Origin of the sequence: Virgibacillus necropolis, assembly GCF_002224365.1 — a bacterium.
In the GTDB taxonomy this organism is placed as follows: Bacteria; Bacillota; Bacilli; order Bacillales; family Amphibacillaceae; genus Virgibacillus_F; species Virgibacillus_F necropolis.
Genome location: NZ_CP022437.1, coordinates 2,153,881 through 2,177,318, shown reverse-complemented (window position 1 = coordinate 2,177,318; position 23,438 = coordinate 2,153,881). Strand labels below are relative to the sequence as shown.

The following is a 23,438-nucleotide window of genomic DNA, read 5'->3' as shown; positions in this document are numbered from 1 at the left end:
GAGCCTATCATACCCCACCTCTCCAAGTAAAGTCCTATCTTTGTATACATTAAATACAATAAATAATCTTATTTCAGAAATGCGACCGTTAATTGAATAAGATAAACTAATCCATATTATTTGTAATTTAATTTTATTTAAGTGTTTTTTCTACTTCGTAATCGCCTTCTATTGTATTAATAATATTATATGATTCTTCTGCGATCACTTTGTTAGAATGTTTATTCCAATTGTAAGTAATTAAAGCCTTCCATAAAGCCCATCCTCTTGCTCTGTTCCAAGTTTCTTGATCCATATTTAATGCAGCTTTGAATATTTTTCTACTATTATCATCAAAAAAAGTCCATGCCATGGCAGCGTCACAAGATGGGTCTCCTACTCCTAAAATTCCGAAATCAATAATGGCATAAAGCTCCCCATTTTTAACTAGAATATTACCAGGTACTATATCGCCATGAACCCAAACTGAATTTCCTGCCCATTTTGAATCTAATGCAAGTTCCCAAATCTCGTTCAATAATGGAGCGTTTAGTGTATCTTTATTTTGTTCAATTGCATCTCTGGACTCTTGATTGTAAACAGCAATATCTCCGCCCCTATAAAAATTATGTTGCCCCGCTAAGGGACCACCACTAGCATCAATAGATTGGAATTCAATTAAAAATGCTCCCAATTCTCTTGCAAATTGGTTAGGATCATTAATATTTTCTAGAGTCAATGTCTCTCCCTCTAACCACTTGTTGACAGACCATGGGAATGGGTATTCCTCACTAGGGTTCCCTTTTGCTATAGGTGTTGAAATAGGTAAATAAAGTTCTTTTGATAATTTTGGTAGCCATTTTTGCTCTTTCTCCACTTGAGGAACATAACATTCAGCACTTGGTAACCTTACACTCATATGATCGCCTAAATGAAACGTTCTATTATCATTTCCGCTGTTTTTAACAGGTCTGATTTCTAATTTTGACCATTCCGGGAATTGTTTATTTATTAATTTTCTAACTAAGCCTTCGTTGATAGTATGCATTTAATACCCCTCTATCAGTTATTTATCAATTACCAAAAAATTAGTATCAGTGTAAAATTTGCTTATGCTTAGATGTAGAATCATTAGAATGACCTCCTTATTTAAATTACATTAAGTGTAGCATTTTTAAGGATCCCTTATTCTACTAATCTAAACCGTTATTTGAAAAACACGAGCATAATTGCAATTTCAATTTCCTTCTGAAAAGTTTCTATTGATCTTCTACTATATGGCCCTTTCGTAATAATACCCAACCCGTATCTTTGGGAAAATCATTTCGAGAATGTCTTCGACCAGATAACAATTGAATACAAGGTAATAGCCGATCGATTTATACAAACGGGAAATTCGAAAAATGAAGGATTATAAAGATGTTCATCTTGGCTATAATGTATGGTGGATAGCAAGTCAGTTGGAAGAGGGAGCCGAATTGATCCATGGAAAGCGTTATTTTGTGGGCATTTTTATTGATCGGCATTGCACTATTGTGTTTTAGCATAAGAAAGCTACCTTTTAAAGAATGGATTTTAGTTTATTTATTGACCTCTTATTTTTCAATCCTTATTGGTGCCATTGTTGTAGAGGAAAATATGCTTCATTACCCTGTAAAGTTTTTGGATGACCATTTCGGTTTCAGCTTTCTTTTTGAATACCTTTAGTTTCCAATTGTTAATATTTATTTTTATCGACTACTTATCATTCAAGATATTTTGGAATCCTCCTGCAAGGTGTATTATATATTTCCGTATTAACAATCATTGAAATACTTTTGAGAAGTATACTGATATCCATTGAATATCACACATAGACATGGACGAAAGGAGCCTGCTGTCCTACTTACAGGCATACTTATCCACTCGGTACATTAGCAAGATATAAGCAAAATAACTAGCCATTGGAGTGTGAATATATGGGATATATTCTTAGCTCAATCTTTCTCCAGGTGATTCAGCCTATAATTTTTATTATATCCGCCTTTTTTTGGAGTGACTGGAGAAATTGGAAGCAGTACTATCCAACCATCCTATTTATGATCTGTTTGAACCTTTTTAGTAGCATTTTAATGTACAACCATTCACTGTGGAGGTTTGAAGAATCATTTGTTTTACCAAATCATACATTGACTGAGTTTTTAATTGTTTTTGTCATGTTTCCACCTGTTGTATTGATTTTCCTTTCTAATTACCCAAAAAAGTGGATAGTACAGATAGTTCACATGACATTTTGGGTTTTCATGTTTAGTTTGACTGAATTTATTGCGATTCAATTCGGGTTAACGACTTATCATAATGGCTGGAATTTTTTTTGGTCTGTTCTCTTTAATTGTGTCATGTTCCCCATATTACGTCTCCACCACAGCCGACCACTGTGGGCATGGTTGTTAGGTATTCCGATTACAACCTTTATTTTGTTATATTTTAATTTTCCTTTTGAAAATATGAAGTAATTTCCCAGTTAACCTCATCTTATCGGAAACAAAGAGCAATAAATAATATTAAAGTCATACAGCCTCTTTGAATTCAACGAAATATGGCGTCAACAAAGAACCCACAGTTAAAATAACAATTCCTATTCCAAGAGTCACAAAAAAATTGCCAAAGGGCGAAAGGTAATTCATAAATATTATTGCTGGTATAACAGTCAAGGATACAAAAGCAAACCTTCCAGGAATGGATATTTTATGTTCTGCACCACAGTTATCACATTCAATTGATTTATTATGTAACCACAAAAAATATTTATAGATCTTATACCAACTAGATTGTTTATTGCAGTTTACACATTTTCGCAAAACAAATATCACTTCTATTCAATAAATTGACCTTTCGTAAGTAGGGAAAAGCTGAAGACCTTTACATTACATCAATCTTCAGCTATTGCGTCCGATCGTATTATATGGTTAACCAGTCATTTCTGGTTGACCTATTCTTAATAGGTTTTTATGCTTGAGGAAGCCGGGGTAGGACGCTCGCGCCCGTGGGACTTGATCCCGTCCGTAATACTGTCCACCCCTTCCTTGTAGAAACATGTTTGAGGCTGGTTGGGACTTAGATCCCGTATAAAAAGCGAAGCTATGACACTACAAGTGATGTAAGGCCGTACCAGCGAATCTTTTAAAGGAGTTGTATTTCATATGGATCCTGTTATTGGTCTGGATATCGCAAAAGGCGAAAGCCAGGTCCAAGCCTTTTTACAAAGGAAAGAGACTTATAAGCAAAGCTTTAAATTTGCTCATGATCTACAGGGGCTTCACGCTTTTTATCAGTTTTACCAGGAAGTGGAACAGGTTTCTGGTCAGCCTCCGGCTGTCATCTTTGAATCTACTGGACACTATCATGAGCCTGTGCTTCAATTTCTTGAGAACCATGATGTAACGTACTATTTAATCAACCCAGTGGTTTCTTATGAGGCTAGAAAAACAAGTCTGCGCAAAGTGAAAACAGACAAAATCGATGCCTTCCATCTGGGGGAGCTATACTACAAAGAAGATTTGGAAGTCTTTCAGAGAAAAACGGAACAATACCTAAATCTACGTCAGTTAACTAGACAGCACAGCGCTTTAACAGATAGCTATGTAGAGATCAAGCTTCAGTTCCGGGCTGCTCTGGACCAAATTTTCCCAGAATTTCATAATTTATTCAGTGATCTTTGTGGAAAGTTATCGCTCTACACCTTACTCTATTATCCGACTTCTGCGGATATTCAAGAGGTCTCTCAAGAGACGTTAGCCACTAATATGTGTCAATTTGGGGCAAGACGTTCCCATGCATGGCTTTTGGATAAGGCAGCCCAGTTAAAGGATGCGGCGAATCGCAATCCTTTTCAGCACCCCATCTGCCGTGGTCATATTCTCAGCCTGCAGATGTATATTCGGATGGTATTCTGGAACTACTTTTTCTTTTTAAAGAAATTAGAAATAACGAGTAGAATTATCCCTATTATGATTGATGGTAAGGCAAAGGATAGAAGACTTCTGGAATATCTTCTGCCATCACACCACTTTTACTAAAAAATAATAATCCTGATATGAAAAACAGAAAACCTAACCAACCAATTACCTTCCCTAGCTTACTATGTTTTTTCATCATGTTTAATCACACCATCCTATTTTACTTCAACTAAATAAAATCAACATTTTATAGCCAGCTATCCTGCCAGTTAATTTAATAAGCCTTATTCAGCAATAGGGCCCTTTAAAGGAAAAATGAGCGCTGATCTTTATTAAAGGATCGCGCGCCCCGTTCGGAAGATTGTTCAGTACATTGTAGTGTGGCGATACTGTAGATACGCCCTCGTATGTACAATAAGAAAAAAGCCGACACTTTATTAAAGTAACTCTCAACTTATGTAAAATAAATAATCTTGTTTTTTCAATTTACATCCAAATTAAGTTAAGTCGTTGGGAGGTGTGCAATAAAAACGTATTCTTGTCCTAGACGATCTGGAGCTTCTCTTACATCTTCCACAGAGAATCCAACATCCCTAAGAGATTCGGTGATTTCATAAATACTCCTAAATCGCAACATCGTATCCGATGTAATTATGGCACTATCGCTCTAGAAAGCATAAGTCCATCGAAAAGACACCAAGGAATCTTGAACGTCAGTAACATCTGCCCATCCTTCGACAATATCACGGTTGGATACATCAATCCGCTTTTAGCTATTCTGCTTGTCCCATTTCAGCCATGCCTGTGACTCAGGTTTCCGTGTTTCAAACACCAATCGTTCGCATGGACGCAGTACATCCCGAATCGCAAGCAATGTCTCCTTCCACTCCTCATCGATCTGAAAGACTTGAGCAACGTTAGCAGTCATCGTTACAATATCAACCTTCAATGGTGGAAGATTCAATGCATCACCGTGAATCCATCTGACACAATCAGAACTATGTTTAGTTTTAGCCACCTTTAGTCACTAACTACATCATACCCTAACTGCCCATTATATCCTGTCACTAAAATTTTCATTAGTATTCCTCCGCTGAAAAGTTATTATCTGCGTCTTTCAGAGTAAGAGCATTTTTGTCTTTAACAGATAAGACTGGTTTAACTTCAAGTGGCCAATCAATATTTATATTAGGATCACTCCATAAGATTTTTCTTTCATGCCCTGGAGAAGAGATTTCATCCATTTTGTATTGCACTTCGACATTATCAGTTAATGACATAAAACCATGTGCAAAACCTTTTGGAACAAGTAGTTGTTTTCTATTTTCTTCTGTTAATTCTACGCCATACCATTTCCCGTAATTCTCGCTATCTTTTCTAATATCTACTGCTACATCAAAAATAGCACCTTTTATACAGCGCACTAATTTCGTTTGTGCTTTTGGATTCATTTTATAATTTAACCCTCTTATAGTTCCCTTTGAAGCGGAAAAACAATGACTTTCTTGTGTGAATTTAATATCTATCCCTGCTTCTTGAAAGCGAATGTAATTATAACTTTCTATAAACCATCCAATGCCATCACCAAAAAATTGCGGTTTTATCAAACATACACCTTTCAGTTCAGTTTCTATGATTTTCATTGAAATACCTTCCCTTTCTAGTATTTGATTTCCCCATTTGCAACTTTTAATAAGTACTGACCATAACTAGTTTTGCTCAACTGCTCACCACTACTTCTGAGTTCTATATCTGATATCCAGCCATTTATATATGCAATCTCCTCTGGAGCAGCTATTTTAACCCCTTAGTGTTCTTCCACAGTTTCAACAATATTTTAGGGTTATTATCTCATTCATATTGAGCATCAGAACCACTATCTCCGTGAAGAAGGGTCATAGCCTGATTTCTTTACTTTGAAACTTTTTTAGTACTTTAATCCGCGTAAACGGTCTGGTTAAAAGGATAAGAAAAATAGCAACAACGCCTAAACCACCAAAGGTTAACAGAACAAGTTGACTAAAGATAAAAAATAAAGCAAAACCAGCTACAGTGAATAAAACACTTATTCCTCCACCGAGGTATAACTCCATTCTCAGCTGTTTCATCCCTTGAATAGCACAGTTTTCCATACTTTCGTTATCTAAATAAACGGTTTCTTCCGTTCTTTGAATATAATATGAGTTCATAAAGATTTTTGCGAAGACATAGCTAAATACTATAACCACCAAAAATAAAATAATATTGAATAAGGGATCCTTATACGGCTGATAAATATCATTAAAATACCATGATCCAAGTAGAACTAAAATTATTAAATATACATAGGCCAACGGTGCATTTTTACGATGCGGAAACAAAACCAGCTTTTCATGTACTGTGTCATAGAACAAGGTATAAATCTCCTGTTCCCTATAGATTGGTATTAATTTATTCTTCACTATTTCACCTCCAATAGAACTTTTTCCATCTCATTATTACTCCGCAATAAACTGAACATAATTAGGGTTGTGGGTGTACGAATCCAGCATTTTATGTATATCTTCTATTTGGACTTCTTCCATATCTTCTGATGTACTTATGTACTTAGCATATAAGGAACGTCTACATTTCAATTATTTCGCTTGTGTCATATACCAGTTGTAAGCATGCTTATCTAATGTATCCAAAGAATATTTATTGATTTCTTCAATTTTACAATATGGTGTACTATAGGTGCCATAACCACATATACAATTATTGCTAACCGAAACTTCTGTTAGTAAATAAACCATCCCTTCTTCACTATATAAGGCATAGGTTACCGATTCCGTCTTATGCTTCTTAATGAGCATTATTTCCTGTAATGGTATTTCATATTTTTGATACTTAAAAATTTGATTTGGATGTTCAGGATTTTCCTCTCTATCGAAATATTTCATATTTACCCCCCACGCTAATTTTGAAGTGACAATATAATTTTTTAATAATGGTCCAAGATTCCTCTCTTCAAGACCCCCCCATCACCTCAATCAAAATACATTAAACCTTTCAAGCGTTTCTCAATGGTTTTCCATAGAAATCTCCCTGTCATGTTTTAATCAAAAGTATAATTACAATCTCAATTCTTTTCTTGTAGATGCATTTATTTCTGCTAAATTTTTATAAATTATACTTTTTTCTATTTCAATGTGTTCTTCTTTGGTTAAATCACCCATATTAGGCTGAAAAGAAATTCTTTCGACATTTTTTCGATGTTCTTCTTCATTTATCGAAAATTCACCCAAATAACCATCAATAGTTTCAGTTATATACTTTTTCACTTCTGGATTATTCATTTCTTTTATATACCTAAACTTGGGTATATATTCGTAAATGGCTACCGCCTGTCTATATTGAATAAAACCAAACTCACCAAGATTATTTGCTGCTTCTTCTATGTCTTGTTTTATAAAATTTTCTTCAACTCCATCAAGATATCTTTTAGCTTTTTGTTCAAATTCATCATACATTTCCTTTATACGTCCTTGAAGTTCTAACATTAAATTGATTCTTTCAAGACAGTATTCAAAGGCATTCCTTTCCTCTGAAGTTAAATGAGTACAACCTTCTCTTAAAACATCTATTAAAAATTTCTGCATCAAAGTATGTGGATACATATATGCATTCACCCTTTTTCCAGCATGATCTACAAATAACCTGGTTAGTACAGAGAATTCCAATAATGCATTAAACGCTTCCAAATACTCCATTTTCCCGGCATTAGAATTCGGTGAAACTACAGCACATGCCGTTATTTTTTCTCCTCTCTGATAATTCACCAAAAAATAATCACAATTATTTATTCGAAAGGAGCCCGGATCAATGATAAATGACTCTAAAAGTTTTTTATGTTTTTTAGCCTCTTTCTTAACTGACGGATCATTATAATACACAAATATCACTCTTTTCTAATAGTTAATTTAGGTTAACAGAAATGAGTAAAGACTTATCTCCTAACAACCTGTTTAATTTCCACTTATAAGTAAAAACTTCGCTAATATAACTGACACGAATCCCCAAGTCAATGCCACATAAAATCGTAGCGCTGTTTTGCACACAGTGCATAGTAAGCTCTATAATCATGTACTGATTTTAAATAATCAATCCGTTTTTCAACGTAATCTTGGGCCTCTTTAAAAGAACCATGTACCTTTGTTTCATTTCTATCCATGCTTTTCCGATTCATAACAATATCAGAAGGTTTATTAAAATTATGAAATATAAATGTGCAGTATTGATCTTCTTTTTGACCGTAATCAAATGAACAATCTGCTTTGTCATTGTTTTCAGGGAGTAGTAACCATTGATTATCACGATAAATTGCAGTTCGTTCTAATATCCACAAATTTGTGAATCCCATTTCGATTTCTTCATTCATATGATTAAGAATTTGATTTATTTCCTTCCTAAACATGAATATAGGGAGTAACAACTTTTCTCGATTTGTCAGATAGACAAAATAGGAGTTTTCATTTTTCTGATCAATTAATTCCTCAATTTGTTCTGAAATTTCCATTAGAGCTTTTTCCTCCATAACAATTCTCCCTTATGTTATATTTCATTCTATTACGCTTACCATTATTTATGACGTAACTTAAGTATTGTTGTGTTGCTCTTATCTTTATAATTAATGCCACATAAAATCGTAAAGATGTTTGGCACACATACCGTACACTCCTCGGTTCGGATAATGTGATTTAAAATAATTCATCCTGCTTTCCATATGTTCTAATGCTTTTTTATTTGAATCATGTATCATAGTTTCTTCATCCGGCATATAAAGTTCATTAGTTGAAGGACGTATACTTTCAAAGAAAAAAAACGTACGGTATTTCTCTTCTTTAACGCGTCCAAAATCATATCCTTTGTTTGCTGCATCATCGTTATTGGAAAAAGTAATCCATTTTTCATCTTTATATATCGCAACTCGCTCATAGATCCATAAATCTGTGTATCCCATTTGAATGTTATTCATTTCATCAAAAATCTGATTAACTTCTTTCTGGAACATTCTCAATCGCTCATTTCGATTGGTTAGATACACAAAATACGAGCGATCATCATTTTCATCTATTAACTGTCTTTCAATCATATAAATTCACATCCTTTTAACTATACTATCATTAGCTGACCTATCACTAATACCCGCTATATATATTTCTTTATCAATTGATTGTTCCAGAATTGCACCCGATTGTTGAATGATTACTATAGGCGATTCTTCTTAACAACAGTTATTGCAAAAAATTCTATATCACCTATTTTCCTTTTCTGCCGAGATCATTAAAAACATAGGTCTTCGGGTTTCATCTTTCGTTTCGGGAATACTTTTTAACATTTCATCAGAAGGAATTGATTCCTTAACCGCTCTTATAATAAAACCAGAATCAATTAAATCATTTATATATGTTGAAATCGTACGATGATATTTTATAACGTTTTCATCTAAAAATATTGTTTCACGTACACTCTCTATTTGATAGTTATCTACTGGCCAATGAAGACGATTCCCTTGTTCATCATAATACCAATCTTGTTCATTCCGAGAAGTGAAAATTGGATGTTCAATTGAGAAAACAAAGCTCCCCTCAGGCTTTAACCAATGATAAACTTTTTCACAGATTAATTTAAACGAATCAATATAGTGAAAAGCTAACGAACTGATTACAACATCAAATTGAAAGTTTGAAAAATCGATGTCTTCAAGTGACTTTTTTTTATACGAAATGAGAGGATCGTTTGTCATCTCACGAGCTCTTTGAATCATTTTTTTAGATATATCTACACCTATTACAGAACTTGCTTCCTGCTCACGCGCATATCGGCAATGCCAACCGAAACCGCAACCTAAATCAAGTACATTCTTATCTTTTAGAACTGGTATTAGTTCTTTTAATATATGCCATTCTCCAGCAGCTTCAAGCCCTTTAACCGAACGTGGCATTTGTTCATATGCAGAAAAGAAATTTGGATCATCATATTTATTTTGCTTCATCGTTTATACATCTCCTGTTATTAAAATAGCCTCCTTCTGACCATTCCTTTAACCTCATTATTTTTCTTTAAGCTAACTTTTATAATAATCTGATGTTCTTGCTTAAAACCCTTTAAACCATATTCCATATAATGGTCCTATTATGGCAGAATTCATTTTCTATGTATGGCTATTTGAATTCACCACGGACAGTTCGACTCACATCGATCACCTTTGTCATTTGATTATATAACTTTTCAATCTGTTCATCATTATCAACTTTCTCCAAAACCTGACTATGGTGATCCTTATTATGATAACGGTTAATTTCTAACATAAGTATCTCGCTTTCGTGTAGTTCAACTGCCGATACCATTCCTGAACAACCATATTCCGGCTGAATAGATGCAGCAGTAAATGTTTTGCTCTCGATCGCACCATACTCTTTGTAAATACGTTCAGCTTCTCGATTAATTTTTAAAAATTGTTCTTTGTTTTCTTCCAGTACTGGATAAAGATAAATTTCTAAATACATGATTACTCCTCCCTTAGATAGAATTATTAACGTTATTGTCAGAGTCAAGTTTAGCACACATAACCGTCAATAATTAATTCTTAATTGCTAAATTTCTTTATTCAACAAACGGGCTATTGAGTAAGATTCACCATATGGTATCCCTTTTTAGAAATTTTTCCCTTACATAAAAAAAGCACTCTTCTAAAGAATGCTTTTTTCGTTTGATTAATCTATTTTAGCTGTAGAACCTGTAGCTTGTACGTTAAAACCTCCATCAATTAATTGAGATGTGCCTGTTGTAAATTTCGATTCAGAAGCCAGATATTACCCATTTTAGAGGTGACGTTTAACTAGGACCAATTTTGTTCATTTACGTTGCTATGGTGATTTTTAAAAACCACTTCAAAATGCTTTTTTTTCAGACAAATCCTTTTTTAATTTGTTGTTTCGTCTAGCGGTTATCCAAGAAACAATAATCGCTATAATAAGGACAGAGCCTAAATAACCTGTAATCGGATAAACAGTTCCTACTAAGGTAGTGAACCCAACAAAACTTGCTCCAAAAGCAAGAAGACTGATTCCGACAACACTGAATTTAAATCTTGGTGTTTCCGGTTTAACAAAGCGAGCCGTAAAAGCATATAGCATGCCAACTGCAGTATTAAAAACCATCCCAAGTAGGGCTATAGACATTAATATGCCAACTATTGGAGAAATTTCAGTGGCCAGCATTAATGTTGGCATATCTGCACCTATGATATGGTCTGCATTCATAAATAACCCTAAATTAATTAAAAGCAGCAGAAGACCCAGCCCTATACCTCCAAGAAGACCACCGCGACTTGCAATTTTTTCATTTTTTTCGGTTCCACCTATAACGGCTAACATAGAAATACCAGCTGCAATATTATAAGAAACATATAACAATCCGCCTACAAGCCAATTGGGAGCGGCGGATGGCTGGGTAGATGCAATCATATCAAGCTCATTTAGGCTTGTACTACTCGTTAGAATGGAGTAGCCTGTAATGATAAATATTAGGATAAGAAGAAATGGTGATATTATACTAATTATTGAGATCACATTTTTAACATTTAAGCACAGTGTACCAATCACAAGGAAAGTAAGGATAAGGTTCCCGATAACAGGTGCTATTCCAAATTGCTGTTCAAAAATAGAGCCGCTACCCGCGATCATAACAACCGCCACACCAAACAAGAAAAAGGTAACTAAAATATCAACCCCTGTTCCGATATATTTACCACATATTTTATACACTACTTCTTTATGTGACGTCGTTTGCAGGTGGGAGCCTAACTGCATTATTTGCATACCAAGGAAGGCAAATAGAAACGTTGCTATAATTGCACCGAGAATACCATACCAACCAAAACTGGTGAAAAATTGGAGGACTTCCTGTCCGGATGCAAAACCTGCTCCAACAATAAGCCCGATGTAAGCACCAGCAATTTGTAAACTTTTCTTCATAAGTATTCCCCCGTTTTTAATCAATCTAAATTTTTAGATTATTTGGCATGCAAAGCAGGAGGCGCTTTTTGCCTCCCCCCTTTTAAAAATTAAATACCTTTTTCTCGATAGTAAATTCCTCTAATGCATCCTCATCGATGTCATAGCCGATTCCCGATTTATTCGGAACTTTAATCACACCATTTTCCACTATTACTTCAGGATTAATAATATCCTTTTCCCAGTAGCGGGATGAGCCTGCAGTGTCACCAGGTAAATTAAACTGAGTTAGTGTTGTTAAAGCAATATTGTGCGCACGTCCGACTCCTGCTTCAAGCATGCCACCACACCAAACTGCAATACCGTGTTCCTGACAGTAATCATGAATACGCTTTGCCTCGGTAAGTCCGCCAACCCGCCCAATTTTTATATTGATAATTTTACAGCTTCCTAATTGAATCGCTTTTCGAGTATCTTCAAGTGAGTGAATACTTTCATCTAAACATATTGGTGTTTTCATAACTGCTTGAAGCTCAGCATGGTCAACAATATCATCGTGTGCCAAAGGCTGTTCAATCATGGTCAGGTTCAGATCATCCAATTTTTGCAGATGCTTTATATCCTTTAATGTGTACGCTGAATTAGCATCGGCCATGATGGGTGTATGGGGAAACTGAGCACGAACTTCGCGTAATACATCAACATCCCAGCCGGGCTTAATTTTAATTTTAATACGTTTATAACCCGCTTGAACATAGTGTTCAACTGTAGTTAATAAGTCATTTACCGTTGGCTGAATTCCGATACTGATTCCAACATCAATTTCTTGTTTTTCCCCACCAAGCGCTTCTGCCAAAGGAATACCTTTTCGTTTCGCATACAGATCCCAAACAGCACCTTCTAATGCCGCTTTCGCCATATTATTCCGTTTAATCGGCGTGAAAAGTTCTGACACCTCATTTGGATGATTAATTTCATTTTCTTGTAAAATTTTAATTAAAAAATCTTCCATAACATGTAAGTTGGTTTGTACTGTTTCTTCGCTATACCACGGACTTGTAAATGCAACTGATTCACCAAATCCGCGATTTCCATCAGCATCAATCGCTTCCGTTATATAGAATTCCTTATCTTGCATCGTACCAAAGCTTGTCGTAAATGGATCCTTCAATCGCATTTTTAACTTACGCAATTTTATTTGTTTCATTGGGATTGTCATACTAAAAGCCTCCTATTTATTATTTGGTAAAAGCATAATAGCTTAATTGATTCGTATGATCACGAATAACATCCCTTGCCTGATACCCCTTACTGAAAAGTGTTTGAAATACTTTCCTTGTTTCTGAGCGCCATTTTTCAGCAAGTTGAAAATCGTTTTGTTTTATAGCCTGAAATTTAGCAGGTATAGCAATGAACCAAGTATCATTTGCTTCACCTATTATAGAATGGAACATATCTGTAACCACCGGATATCCCTCGGCAGTAATATCAAGCAATACTTTTGCTTCATTAAATGGTATGCCATGGTGTGTTTCTCTTTTACCAATATCCCATTTAATTTGGATTCGGTCTGTTGCCAATCCCTGATTCAGTTCATCGTCCATCGAACCATAGTGATTTTCTTTATAAATAGCTCCCCTTGCACCAAGTTTGTGCAAATTCAGATAGGCATTCACACTTTCAAGTGGATCAAATGTCCAAGTAATCATTTCATATCCCATTTTCCTGGCCAGTTCCGCTTGTTTCCATTTCATCTTCACACCAAGTCCACCCGTTCGATATTCCGGCAAAATCCCGAGCATATGTGAACATAAATAAGTATTTCGTCCATCAAAACCGGCAAAACTGTATAAGAACCCAATCAATTTATCACCATCAAATGCACCTAAAATAATTCCCCCATTATTTAATGCTGTATATGTCTGATGTACTGGTGTTGGTGACATGTGCCAAACAGCCTTTTCAACTACCTGCATTTGACGTAATTCTTTCATCGTTTTCAGCGAACGAATTACTAGATTCTCCATCATCAGATTTCCTCCTTTTTACATGTCAACCTTTTAATAGTAGATTCCATATTTAAACCCCCCTTTAAAATCTATTAAGCAAAAAAGTCGTGTCCTTTGATCGAATCAAAAAGTTCCGCCCGTTTTTGAAACTTGTCCGAATTTCCCAATGATATAGTCGATACTATACTGTTTGTAAGGGATAGTACAGCTGGCGCCACATCAAGTGTTGATTTCACGTTTAATTGTACAGGTAAAATCAAACTTGAATACACTGTGATTGGAGAAATCGGTGAATCAGTAATAGCGATAACAAAAGCTCCTTGTTCTTTGGCGAGTTTCGCAATATTAATTGTATCAATAGCATACCGGTGAAACGAAAAAGCAACAAATACACTTTTTTCAGTCAGTTCACTTATTCGTAGTAAAATATCATCGACATTCGGCTGATAAAGTCTTGTATTTCCTACTATCAGATCCAATGAAAAGGCAAGCCAGCTTGCTAGAGCATGTGAAGAGCGAACGCCCGATATTAGCACGCGATCAGCAATAGCTATTTTAGAAACAGCTGTCTCAAGCAATTCTTCCGATAATTGTTTCATCGTCTTTTCAATGTTATCCATATCATTTACCATCAGACTTTTAATAGGCTGATCCTTTGTAGTGTCGACTGATTTATCTTCAAGATAATCGGATAGACTGCTTTTTTGCAGAAGATTATTCCGAATTTCCTCCTGCAGATCGCTATATCCCTTGTAACCAAGCTGCTGACAAAAACGGATTACTGTCGTCTCACTAACACCCATTTCTTTGCCCGCGTCTGTCGCAGAATATATAATAAATAGTTTCGGATCATTTAAAAGGCATGAAGAAACCTTCTGTAAACTCTTTGAAAATGTTGCCTGTTTTTCGTAAAGTTTCTGATAAATGCGCTCCATTCACAATCCCCCGACTAATATGAAGTTATGAAGCAAACGCTTCAATCATATTAATTTAAAAGTATTTCCTTTTTTGAAATTTAATTTATCCTATCACATTAGATTAATTTTTTCAATACTTGCTTATCTTTTTAAAAGCATTAACCTTTTAGGATTAATGCCTCTTTTGTGCGTTTTCTTACCGAAGAACCTTCTAGGCAACAACAAACATCGTCAATAGGGCAATGTTATCAGCCTTAGAGGAAGCTTTTAATAACAAAGAACCAATTATGATTACAGCCTGGTCTCCTCATTTTATGTTTGCCAAATGGGATCTAAAGTACCTAAAGGTATCTTTGGAGAGGAGCAACATGCTGCAACAATTGTAAGAAAAGGCTTAAAGGATGAACTGCCAAATGCTTATACGATTCTTGATCGATTCCATTGGGAAGTATCAGACATTGAATCACTTAAGTTTCGCACCTTGAAAAGCCAATAAAAAAACCCTCTTCCAAAATAGAAAAAGGGCATAAAAAATCCGCATGAACACTGAGTTTTTGGGATAATTAAGGTACTAATCCAAAACTACCAAAAAGGACGTATTATCATACGGAAAAAAGTTAAAGAAATCGAAAATGTGTTTCAATCCCACGGATTTTCGATCACTGATATTTTGTCCTTATTGCTTTTGTTTCCGCTCATGCTCATCAACAGTGTCAATGCTCTTTATCAAAGCAACTTCGACACCATGAAGAAAAATGAAAAAGGATGCATTTTACCGTACTAAAAATAATGAACGTTTGCCTTGGCACAATTTGCTTTACAGTGTATCCAAGCAATTCCAAAAACTGGTCAACCCCGGGCTTTAAAGATAAAAAAAGAAGTATCTCCCTAAATCCTATTTACTGCTAGTTAGTTGACTATCCAAAAGGTTTAGAGAAATACTCTGATAAATACTATATTATAAATTAGCTAATTTTTGGGTTGCGTACAATAATACATTAACGCCTTTTTCTATATCTTCAAAAGATACGTATTCTTCCTCACGATGACTTAATCCTTTTTCACATGGAACAAAAATCATACCAGTTTCAGCAATATCAGCAATATAAGATGCATCATGAAGAGGAGAGCTAGTAATATATTGATAAGGATATTGGTAGGATTCTGCACCATCTTTAACCATTTCAATAACTTTTTTAGAGAAATTCTGTCCATTAGCATCCCATGTTTGTTCTAATTTTACTTCAACACCTTTTTTGTTTGCTATTTCTTCAATAGATTGTTTAATGTTATTTATTGCTTTTCTCTTAATATTTCCATTTAAATGGCGAACATCAAATGTCATTTCAACGTTTTCCGAAGTTTGGCTTTGTACAGAAGGATAAACTTCAAAAACACCAATCGATGTAGTCAAATTATCTTGAAAAATATCCGGTTGGTTATCAATTACTAAAGCAATTTCAGACGCAGCAATTAATGCATCGTTTCTAAAGTCGTTTGGAAAAGCTCCATGACTAGAAACCCCTTTTATTGATAGCTTAAATCTAGACGATCCTTTTACACCATCAACTACACCAATGACTTTTTTATTAGCTTCTAAAAATGGCCCTTGTTCAATATGCAATTCAATAAAATATGCAACATGTGATGCTCTATTATTTTTACTACCTAAATAATCAATTTCTTTTAGACCTTCTAAGAAAGTAATTCCTTCATAATCTTTAACATTGTATATAAATTCTTTGTCATGTTTTCCGGTAATCCCTCCAGATCCGAGCATATTCGGCTTAAATCTTTCTCCTTCTTCATTTGTAAAGTTAACAATTTCAATTGATCGCTCTGTCTCAATATTATGGTCATTTAAGGTACGCACTACTTCAAGAGATGCTAATACTCCTAATATACCATCATAACGCCCAGCCATAGGCATAGAGTCTAAGTGTGATCCAATCATTACAGAATCAGCATTTTTATTTTTTCCTTCTCTTTTGCCGTAAATGTTTCCAAAATCATCAACACGCACTTTTAGCCCCGAATCCTTCATCCATTGAACGAAAATATCTCTCATTTGTTTATCTTCTTCAGTGAAAGTTAATCGATGTATTCCTCCGTTTTTGGTTCCTCCAATTTTATTACTCATTTCAAATGTAGATTTTAATCTTGATAAATTTACAGATAACGATTTCCCCATTATAATATTACTCCTTTCGTATCATCTATTTCACCAAAGTTTACATGTGTTCTACATAAAACAACTTTCTAATTAAGAGTGTTAAAGAAATTACTATCATCATTAAAATCTATTTAGTATACAATCTCCTTTAACTTTGTCATATTACATTAATACCATTCTTGTTTTGGGACAAGCGATATTAGTCATTCTACTTCCAAAAAATTTAAATCTACAATTAACCTAAGTCAATTATCATCAGTTATACAAACATAAACATTATAACTGCCATTATTACCGCAGCTATTGTAACAACTACCCCAAAAGTAACCATATTCTTTAGATCTTTTGAGCGTGCAATACCCATTGCCCCTAATGTGTCTCCTACTGGATATAAATATTCAGTCATTTGCGATCCAACTAGAAGAGCTAAAACCCATACTGTCATTGGTATCCCTAAGGTTGTGATTGTATCAGCAAACATTTCCTGTAAAACAGTCATTTGAGCAACAGATGCTCCTGGTATACCAACAACTCCTAAGATCGTTGCTAAACTCAAAAACATTTCGTTTCCACCATTTTCAACTAAAGGCAACAAGTAATTAGCTATTGCTTCAAATCCTCCTAATTTTTCGATGTAATAAATAAAAGGAGAAAATAAAACAAATTGGAAAAATAGCCATATTAATGGTTTGGCACCTTCAAAAAAAGTACTAGCTATTTCGTTTGGCGAGAGTCTACCAACTAATCCCGTAACGACAGCGGTTGTTAATATTATGCCTATGGCAAAAGTTGATCCACCCTCTATTATGACTCCATAAATTATTAAACCTAATAATGTAGCAATAAAAGCGAAAGTTGACTGCGCTTTAATTTTTTTATCTCTTTTAGAAATTGAACCATCTTCACTATCAGATTCTATTAATACAATATCCCCTTCAGTATACGGATTAGTTTTTAAAGATTTTTTCAATATTACTTTACAATAAATAAATGTAGTTATCCATACAATAATAGTTAAAGGTATACTAGCTGAAAATAAAACTTGTTTATAAGACAGTCCAGTTAATTCTGTTATTGTTACCATTGGAGGTGTAAAAGGACCTAAGAAGAGTCCAGTTGTTCCTGCACCTTGAAAAATGACAGCTACAACACTTGATGATACGCCTACAGCTGCAACTATTGGTATAATAACAGGGGCTATAACCGCGTTGGCGCCCGCTAGTGTTCCTAGCATTCCAGTAATCAGCATTGAACAAAGCATTGTGCCAAAAATAGCCTTTGTAGGAGAATTAACTTTTAACTTTATCATAATAAACTTTACTAAGTTTTGGGCAGCTCCCGTCCTTTCTATAATTTTCCCTAATCCTGCTCCAGATAAAATCATTAAACCAACATAAGCTAAAAAAGAACCCAATCCATCTTTTATGGAACTTGATATCCCAATTAGCCCTTCGCCACTCATTACCGCTCCTACTATTACTGCTAATAATAAAGCGGCAACTGGATTCCAACCTCTAAAAGCAAAGAAGATAAATATTAAAAGCGGTACTATTCCCCATATTGTAGGTGCCTCAAACATATTTGTATCTCCCCCTCGTTTTTAAATATATTTTATACCTTACGTCATTAAATTCAACGTAGTATATAGTAATGTATTTGCCCCCTTTTCTATATCTGTCCATCTTGTTAGTTCTTTAGGATTATGACTTTTCCCATCCACACTAGGTACAAAAATCATTGCTGTAGGGCAAATGTTGTTCATAAAAGAAGAGTTATGACCTGCTCCACTTACCATTCTTTTGACAGAATACCCTAACTTGTCAGCTGCACTAAATATAGTGTCTACAATTTCGGGAGAAAAGACAGCCGGTTCCGCTGAACGCAAAGTTTTGAATTCAATTTGTACTTCATATTCTTTAGCAATTGTTTTTAACTTTTCAATTACCAATTCTACACCTAAGTTGTTTTCCTTTTCATTTTCTCCTCGAACATCAACTAAGAATGTTACCTCCCCTGGAACAGTATTAATATTCCCCGGTTTAACTTTAACGTCCCCAATCGTTATAATCGCTCTTTCTCCAATTTCTTTAACTAGTTTATTTATTTCTAAAATCAACTTAGCAGTTGAAATAAGAGGATCTTTTCTTACATACATTGGTGTAGGCCCTGAATTACTTTCTTCTCCTACCACTTTAACCTGTAACCAATTCGCTCCTAAGGTACCTTCAACAGCTCCTATGGATATTTTTTCAGAATCAAGTATAGGTCCTTGTTCAATATGCAATTCTACAAACGCTTTAGCTTCCAGTAAGCGATGCTCTTTCTTTCCTAAATAGTTTATTGCTTTTAACTCATCCAAAAAGGTTTTTCCATGTGCATCCTTCTCATTGTATACACTTTCAATATCATAATCTTGTGATAGAACACCACTTCCAGTCATCAGGTTTTTAAAGCGAATTCCTTCTTCATTTGTAAAGTTAACAATTTCAATTGGTCTTTTTGTTTTAATAGAATAGTCATTTAGGACTCTCACAACCTCTAAAGCGGCTAAAATACCCATTACCCCGTCAAATTGTCCGGAGTCCTCTATCGAATCTAAGTGTGAGCCTAAAACTATTGGTTTAGCATCTGAAACACTTCCCTCCCTTCTACCATAAATATTACCAACATCATCTACTCGTATCGATAAGCCAACATTTTTCATCCAGGAAACTAGTAAATCCCTAGCCTCTTTATCTTCTTGTGATAGGGCTAATCGTGTTATACCTCCATTGGAATCAATCCCAACATTTGACATCAGATTGAACTGTTCAATTATCCTGTCTAAATTAATCTCCAAAATATACCTCCTTAAACTAAATATAAAAAGCATTGATAGTTCTTTTAATGTCCTAAGAAATTAACCTTGTACTGTTTAGCGGTTGATCAGTATATTACACTTTTATAAAGTGTCTATTCATTTTGTGGTCCTAAACAACTATACCTATATACCACCCACCGACAAATACTTCGTTTCTAAATAAGGCTCTATTCCTTCTATTCCGCCTTCACGCCCTAGTCCGCTTTCTTTCATACCACCAAATGGAGCCTGTGCGGTAGATGGGGCACCATCGTTCCAGCCGACAATACCAAAGTCTAAGTTTTCATGCAGAAATGTTCCTGTTCGATAATCATTGGTAAAGAAATAGGCAGCTAAACCATATGGTGTACCATTGGCAATTTGCACTGCTTCTTTAATATCCTTAAAGGTTGTTATCGGAACGACTGGCCCGAATGTTTCTTCTTGCATTATTTTCATGTTTTCGCTTACATTTTTGAGTACAGTTGGATGGATAAAGAAATAACCAGCTTCTCTGTCAGCGTCAAATTGATTTCCGCATAATACCTCTGCCCCCTTTTCCTTCGCATCATGAATTTGCGACATAACCTTGTCAAAGCCTTTCACATTAATTACAGGTCCAACCTGCGTCCGTTTTTCTAATCCATTCCCAACTTTTAATTTAAGAACTTCTTTAGTTAATTTGCTGGAAAATTCATCAGCTATATTTTCATGCACAAGTACACGGTTTGCACAAATACAAGTTTGACCAGCATTTCTAAACTTTGAAGCAATTGTTTGTGTGACAACAAAATCGATATCGGCGTCTTCTGCGATAATCAGCGGTGCATGCCCACCCAATTCCATCGAGACATGTTTTACCGTATCAGCACTATTTTTAATAAGGTGCTTCCCAACTGGCGTTGACCCGGTAAATGTTATTTTCCGTACATATTCACTCTCGGTGAAAATCTTTCCGACCTCACTGCCATAACCAATCACACATTGAATAGCATCTTCCGGTATACCAACTTCATGTGCCAATTCAATCAGCTTTATCGTTGTTAAGGGTGTTTCCTCCGCTGGTTTGACAATGAACGTACACCCTGCAGCTAGCGCAGGTGCAGCTTTTCTCGTCATCATGGCTGCAGGGAAATTCCACGGCGTAATAGCTGCAACGAGTCCAACCGGTTGACGAGTTACAACAATTCGTTTAGACTCCGAATTAGCTGGAATTGTCCGACCATAAATTCGTTTTGCCTCTTCCGCATACCAGTCAATATAACTGGTGGCATAATCCACTTCTCCTAAGGATTCATTAATTGGTTTCCCACTTTCCAACGTCATGATTTTGGCGATTTCTTCTTTTTCTTTCTGAATTCGATCTGCCCATTTTTTTAACAGTCTTGACCGTTCATGTGCATTCATTTTGGACCATTTCTTAAAAGCCGCATTCCCTTTTTTCAATGCCTCAAGTATTTCTTCTTCGGTATTTATCCTTACTTCTTCAACAAGTTCCCCTGTAGCAGGATTTTTTACTTGTAATGCTTCTGTCATTGCTAATACTCCCTCCTAAGAGTCGATCCACTCATTCTGATCGATATCACTAATTGTGGCACCACCTGTATCCTATACTCTGTTTAAGTTGCCATTGTTAACTTCCCTTAGCACATACTTTTCTCTTGCAATTTTGAAGCAGTCGTAACCGTTTCCACTATAGACCTCCTTTATTGTTACTGAATTTATAGACTAGTATGATACTTCATTGGTATAATGAAAAGTACCAGAATTAAAAAAAACTAGGGACCAAGGATGATGTTGGATGATTAAGTTTTATATAGATAAGGTTAATAATTCCAAACCTATTTATAAGCAGATTTACGAAAAATTAAAAGGATTCATATCGGAACATACTATCAATGCTGGTGATAAACTACCTTCAAAAAGGCAAATGGCTAGTGATTTAATGGTGAGCATTAATTCGGTTGCTACTGCTTATGAACAATTGCTTGCAGAAGGATACATTTATACAATTGAACGGAGAGGGTATTTCGTCGAAGATATAGGGAACTTTATTAACAAATATCCCCTAAATAAGTATCAATTACCAGAGCATTTAAGAGAAACTTCCAACCATAAAGAAGGATGGTTGTCCTTATCTCATATCACAACAGACTGTTCTATGTTTCCATTTCATGAGTGGACGAAAAGCCAACAAAAAGCAATAAACGTATTTAGGGATGAGCTTTCTCAAATCACTCATCCTCAGGGACCTTTAGCCGTAAGAAAGACGATTTCTCATATGATCGCTTTGACTCGTGGCGTTATCTGTGAACCCGAGCAAATCGTTATCGGTACAGGAACCCAACCGCTAATTCATCATTTGATGGGTGTGCAACCATCAAATACAAAAATAGCTGTAGAGAACCCAGGATATTCCCGTATTTTTCAATTATTAAAAAGCCTAAAGTTCGAAATATCACCTATTGCATTAGACAAGGAAGGAATAGATTTCAAAGAAGTAAAAGTATCGAATCCAAATTTTTTATTTGTTACACCCTCTCACCAGTTTCCAACTGGAATTATTATGCCGATATCCAGAAGAGTTGAGTTATTAAATTGGGCTGCGATGCGTGGTAATCGGTATATTATAGAAGATGATTATGATAGTGAGTTTAAATATGGGACAGATAATATTCCTTCCTTACAAAGCCTTGATCAAAACCACAGCGTCATCTATGTTGGTTCTTTTTCCAAAACACTTTTACCCAGTTTTCGAATCAGCTATATGGTATTGCCGCCTAGCTTGCTGGAATTGTATCGATACTACTTTTCAGATTGGCAAGGGAGTAATTCGCTTCATTTATATACGTTACACTATTTTATACAAAATGGTGAATATGCCAAGCACATTAAAAGAATGAATCAACATTATAACAAGAAACGAAAACACTTAATAAAAGAGCTGCGATCAAGATTTCAGGATAAGGTACACATTAAAGATGTACCAGCTGGTCTTCACTTTTCTGCAGAATTCAATACAGACAAAAGCTATGAAGAAATCGATGTAAACGCACAACAAGAAAAACTCGAGATCTTTACAATAAAACGATTCTTACTGGGAAATGAGGTTAGCAATAGAAAGAACATCAAACTGGTCATTGGCTTTGCGAGTATTAAACAAGAAGACATAGTTGAGGCGGTGGAACGGTTATATCATGTTATTTGCTGAGGGATAGCAAAAAAATCCTGAATTAAAGCCATGCTAGACTACATTGGCATATCCCAAGATAATGCCATAGCTTTTGGTGATGGTTAAATAAGATGTGAAATGAGCAATAGCATAGTTGCATTGAAGGCGTTAAATAATCCTTCATCCGGATTTTTGGATAGAGGATTATTTGACGCTTTTCTCGGATAGGTGAAATAAACTGGGATACAATACAAACGCTAGTCTATTGAATATTAATAGTGTATCTTGACTAACAAGCACAAACTCTCGCACCAAACCATGACGATAAACTACTCATTTAAAGACAGTCAAAACTAACTTAATTCACCAATCTATTTCTAGCCTCGTTTGGGTCAACCTTTTTTTCTTCTAATTCTATCAATGCTACTACTT

22 protein-coding genes and 3 pseudogenes are annotated in these 23,438 nt (G+C 35.2%); 6 read left to right on the top strand and 19 right to left on the bottom strand.

Annotated elements, in window-relative coordinates:
• Nucleotides 1-133: 133 nt before the first annotated feature.
• Nucleotides 134-1,027 (bottom strand): aminoglycoside phosphotransferase family protein, encoded by an 894-nt coding sequence (locus CFK40_RS10325; protein WP_089532230.1) that lies wholly within the window; start codon nucleotides 1,025-1,027, stop codon nucleotides 134-136.
• 437 nt (nucleotides 1,028-1,464) lie between these two features.
• On the opposite strand from CFK40_RS10325, the gene CFK40_RS10320 reads away from it, so the two are divergent.
• Complete coding sequence (locus CFK40_RS10320) at nucleotides 1,465-1,686, top strand: CBO0543 family protein (protein WP_089532229.1); 222 nt, start codon at nucleotides 1,465-1,467, stop codon at nucleotides 1,684-1,686.
• 251 nt (nucleotides 1,687-1,937) lie between these two features.
• On the top strand, nucleotides 1,938-2,474 hold the full coding sequence (locus CFK40_RS10315) for a CBO0543 family protein (RefSeq protein WP_089532228.1): 537 nt from the start codon (nucleotides 1,938-1,940) through the stop codon (nucleotides 2,472-2,474).
• Between the two features lie 54 nt (nucleotides 2,475-2,528).
• On the opposite strand, the gene CFK40_RS21800 is transcribed toward CFK40_RS10315, so the two are convergent.
• Nucleotides 2,529-2,831 (bottom strand): TIGR04104 family putative zinc finger protein, encoded by a 303-nt coding sequence (locus tag CFK40_RS21800; protein WP_227001757.1) that lies wholly within the window; start codon nucleotides 2,829-2,831, stop codon nucleotides 2,529-2,531.
• A 330-nt stretch (nucleotides 2,832-3,161) separates the two neighbouring features.
• Between CFK40_RS21800 and CFK40_RS10305 the strand changes: the two are divergent.
• Nucleotides 3,162-3,911, top strand: a pseudogene (locus tag CFK40_RS10305) (IS110 family transposase); the annotation flags it as partial.
• A gap of 775 nt (nucleotides 3,912-4,686) precedes the next feature.
• On the opposite strand, the gene CFK40_RS10300 reads toward CFK40_RS10305, so the two are convergent.
• The 13 genes from CFK40_RS10300 to CFK40_RS10240 form a co-directional block, all read right to left on the bottom strand.
• Nucleotides 4,687-4,935: a class I SAM-dependent methyltransferase gene (locus tag CFK40_RS10300; RefSeq protein WP_089532226.1), complete on the bottom strand. Its 249-nt coding sequence runs from the start codon at nucleotides 4,933-4,935 to the stop codon at nucleotides 4,687-4,689.
• 61 nt (nucleotides 4,936-4,996) lie between these two features.
• The gene (rfbC, locus tag CFK40_RS10295; RefSeq protein ID WP_089532225.1) at nucleotides 4,997-5,560 is read right to left on the bottom strand and encodes a dTDP-4-dehydrorhamnose 3,5-epimerase; all 564 of its coding nucleotides are present in this window, start codon (nucleotides 5,558-5,560) and stop codon (nucleotides 4,997-4,999) included.
• Nucleotides 5,561-5,812: 252 nt separating this feature from the next.
• Nucleotides 5,813-6,358 carry a hypothetical protein gene (locus CFK40_RS10290; RefSeq protein WP_089532224.1) on the bottom strand — a complete coding sequence of 182 codons (546 nt, stop codon included), beginning with the start codon at nucleotides 6,356-6,358 and terminating at the stop codon, nucleotides 5,813-5,815.
• A 174-nt stretch (nucleotides 6,359-6,532) separates the two neighbouring features.
• A complete protein-coding gene (locus CFK40_RS10285) occupies nucleotides 6,533-6,838 on the bottom strand; it encodes a hypothetical protein (RefSeq protein ID WP_089532223.1) in 306 nt (101 codons plus the stop codon).
• Between the two features lie 171 nt (nucleotides 6,839-7,009).
• Entirely contained in the window at nucleotides 7,010-7,831 is an 822-nt protein-coding gene (locus CFK40_RS10280; RefSeq protein WP_089532222.1) for a hypothetical protein, read from the bottom strand.
• A gap of 128 nt (nucleotides 7,832-7,959) precedes the next feature.
• Entirely contained in the window at nucleotides 7,960-8,472 is a 513-nt protein-coding gene (locus CFK40_RS10275; protein WP_089532221.1) for a hypothetical protein, read from the bottom strand.
• 93 nt (nucleotides 8,473-8,565) lie between these two features.
• Nucleotides 8,566-9,030 (bottom strand): hypothetical protein, encoded by a 465-nt coding sequence (locus CFK40_RS10270; RefSeq protein WP_089532220.1) that lies wholly within the window; start codon nucleotides 9,028-9,030, stop codon nucleotides 8,566-8,568.
• 162 nt (nucleotides 9,031-9,192) lie between these two features.
• Nucleotides 9,193-9,933, bottom strand: coding sequence for a class I SAM-dependent methyltransferase (locus tag CFK40_RS10265; RefSeq protein WP_089532219.1), 741 nt, complete (start codon nucleotides 9,931-9,933; stop codon nucleotides 9,193-9,195).
• A gap of 169 nt (nucleotides 9,934-10,102) precedes the next feature.
• Nucleotides 10,103-10,447: a DUF1428 family protein gene (locus tag CFK40_RS10260; protein WP_089532218.1), complete on the bottom strand. Its 345-nt coding sequence runs from the start codon at nucleotides 10,445-10,447 to the stop codon at nucleotides 10,103-10,105.
• A gap of 384 nt (nucleotides 10,448-10,831) precedes the next feature.
• On the bottom strand, nucleotides 10,832-11,917 hold the full coding sequence (locus CFK40_RS10255) for a YkvI family membrane protein (RefSeq protein ID WP_089532217.1): 1,086 nt from the start codon (nucleotides 11,915-11,917) through the stop codon (nucleotides 10,832-10,834).
• A gap of 82 nt (nucleotides 11,918-11,999) precedes the next feature.
• Entirely contained in the window at nucleotides 12,000-13,115 is a 1,116-nt protein-coding gene (gene menC, locus CFK40_RS10250; protein WP_089532216.1) for an o-succinylbenzoate synthase, read from the bottom strand.
• Between the two features lie 19 nt (nucleotides 13,116-13,134).
• Nucleotides 13,135-13,926 carry a GNAT family N-acetyltransferase gene (locus CFK40_RS10245; protein ID WP_089532215.1) on the bottom strand — a complete coding sequence of 264 codons (792 nt, stop codon included), beginning with the start codon at nucleotides 13,924-13,926 and terminating at the stop codon, nucleotides 13,135-13,137.
• A 71-nt stretch (nucleotides 13,927-13,997) separates the two neighbouring features.
• Complete coding sequence (locus CFK40_RS10240) at nucleotides 13,998-14,840, bottom strand: MurR/RpiR family transcriptional regulator (protein WP_089532214.1); 843 nt, start codon at nucleotides 14,838-14,840, stop codon at nucleotides 13,998-14,000.
• 224 nt (nucleotides 14,841-15,064) lie between these two features.
• On the opposite strand from CFK40_RS10240, the pseudogene CFK40_RS20770 reads away from it, so the two are divergent.
• Nucleotides 15,065-15,318, top strand: a pseudogene (locus CFK40_RS20770) (glycine betaine ABC transporter substrate-binding protein).
• A gap of 108 nt (nucleotides 15,319-15,426) precedes the next feature.
• Nucleotides 15,427-15,679 (top strand): annotated as a pseudogene (locus CFK40_RS21860) (IS4 family transposase); the annotation flags it as partial.
• Between the two features lie 101 nt (nucleotides 15,680-15,780).
• On the opposite strand, the gene CFK40_RS10225 reads toward CFK40_RS21860, so the two are convergent.
• The 4 genes from CFK40_RS10225 to CFK40_RS10210 form a co-directional block, all read right to left on the bottom strand.
• Nucleotides 15,781-17,013, bottom strand: coding sequence for a M20 family metallo-hydrolase (locus tag CFK40_RS10225; protein WP_089532212.1), 1,233 nt, complete (start codon nucleotides 17,011-17,013; stop codon nucleotides 15,781-15,783).
• 241 nt (nucleotides 17,014-17,254) lie between these two features.
• On the bottom strand, nucleotides 17,255-18,574 hold the full coding sequence (locus tag CFK40_RS10220) for a GntT/GntP/DsdX family permease (RefSeq protein WP_089532211.1): 1,320 nt from the start codon (nucleotides 18,572-18,574) through the stop codon (nucleotides 17,255-17,257).
• Nucleotides 18,575-18,613: 39 nt separating this feature from the next.
• A complete protein-coding gene (locus CFK40_RS10215) occupies nucleotides 18,614-19,834 on the bottom strand; it encodes a M20 family metallo-hydrolase (RefSeq protein ID WP_161493852.1) in 1,221 nt (406 codons plus the stop codon).
• A 144-nt stretch (nucleotides 19,835-19,978) separates the two neighbouring features.
• The gene (locus CFK40_RS10210; protein WP_089532209.1) at nucleotides 19,979-21,370 is read right to left on the bottom strand and encodes an NAD-dependent succinate-semialdehyde dehydrogenase; all 1,392 of its coding nucleotides are present in this window, start codon (nucleotides 21,368-21,370) and stop codon (nucleotides 19,979-19,981) included.
• Between the two features lie 265 nt (nucleotides 21,371-21,635).
• On the opposite strand from CFK40_RS10210, the gene gabR reads away from it, so the two are divergent.
• Nucleotides 21,636-23,045, top strand: a complete 1,410-nt coding sequence (gabR, locus tag CFK40_RS10205) for a MocR-like transcriptional regulator GabR (RefSeq protein WP_089532208.1) — start codon at nucleotides 21,636-21,638, stop codon at nucleotides 23,043-23,045.
• The last annotated feature ends 393 nt before the right edge of the window (nucleotides 23,046-23,438 follow it).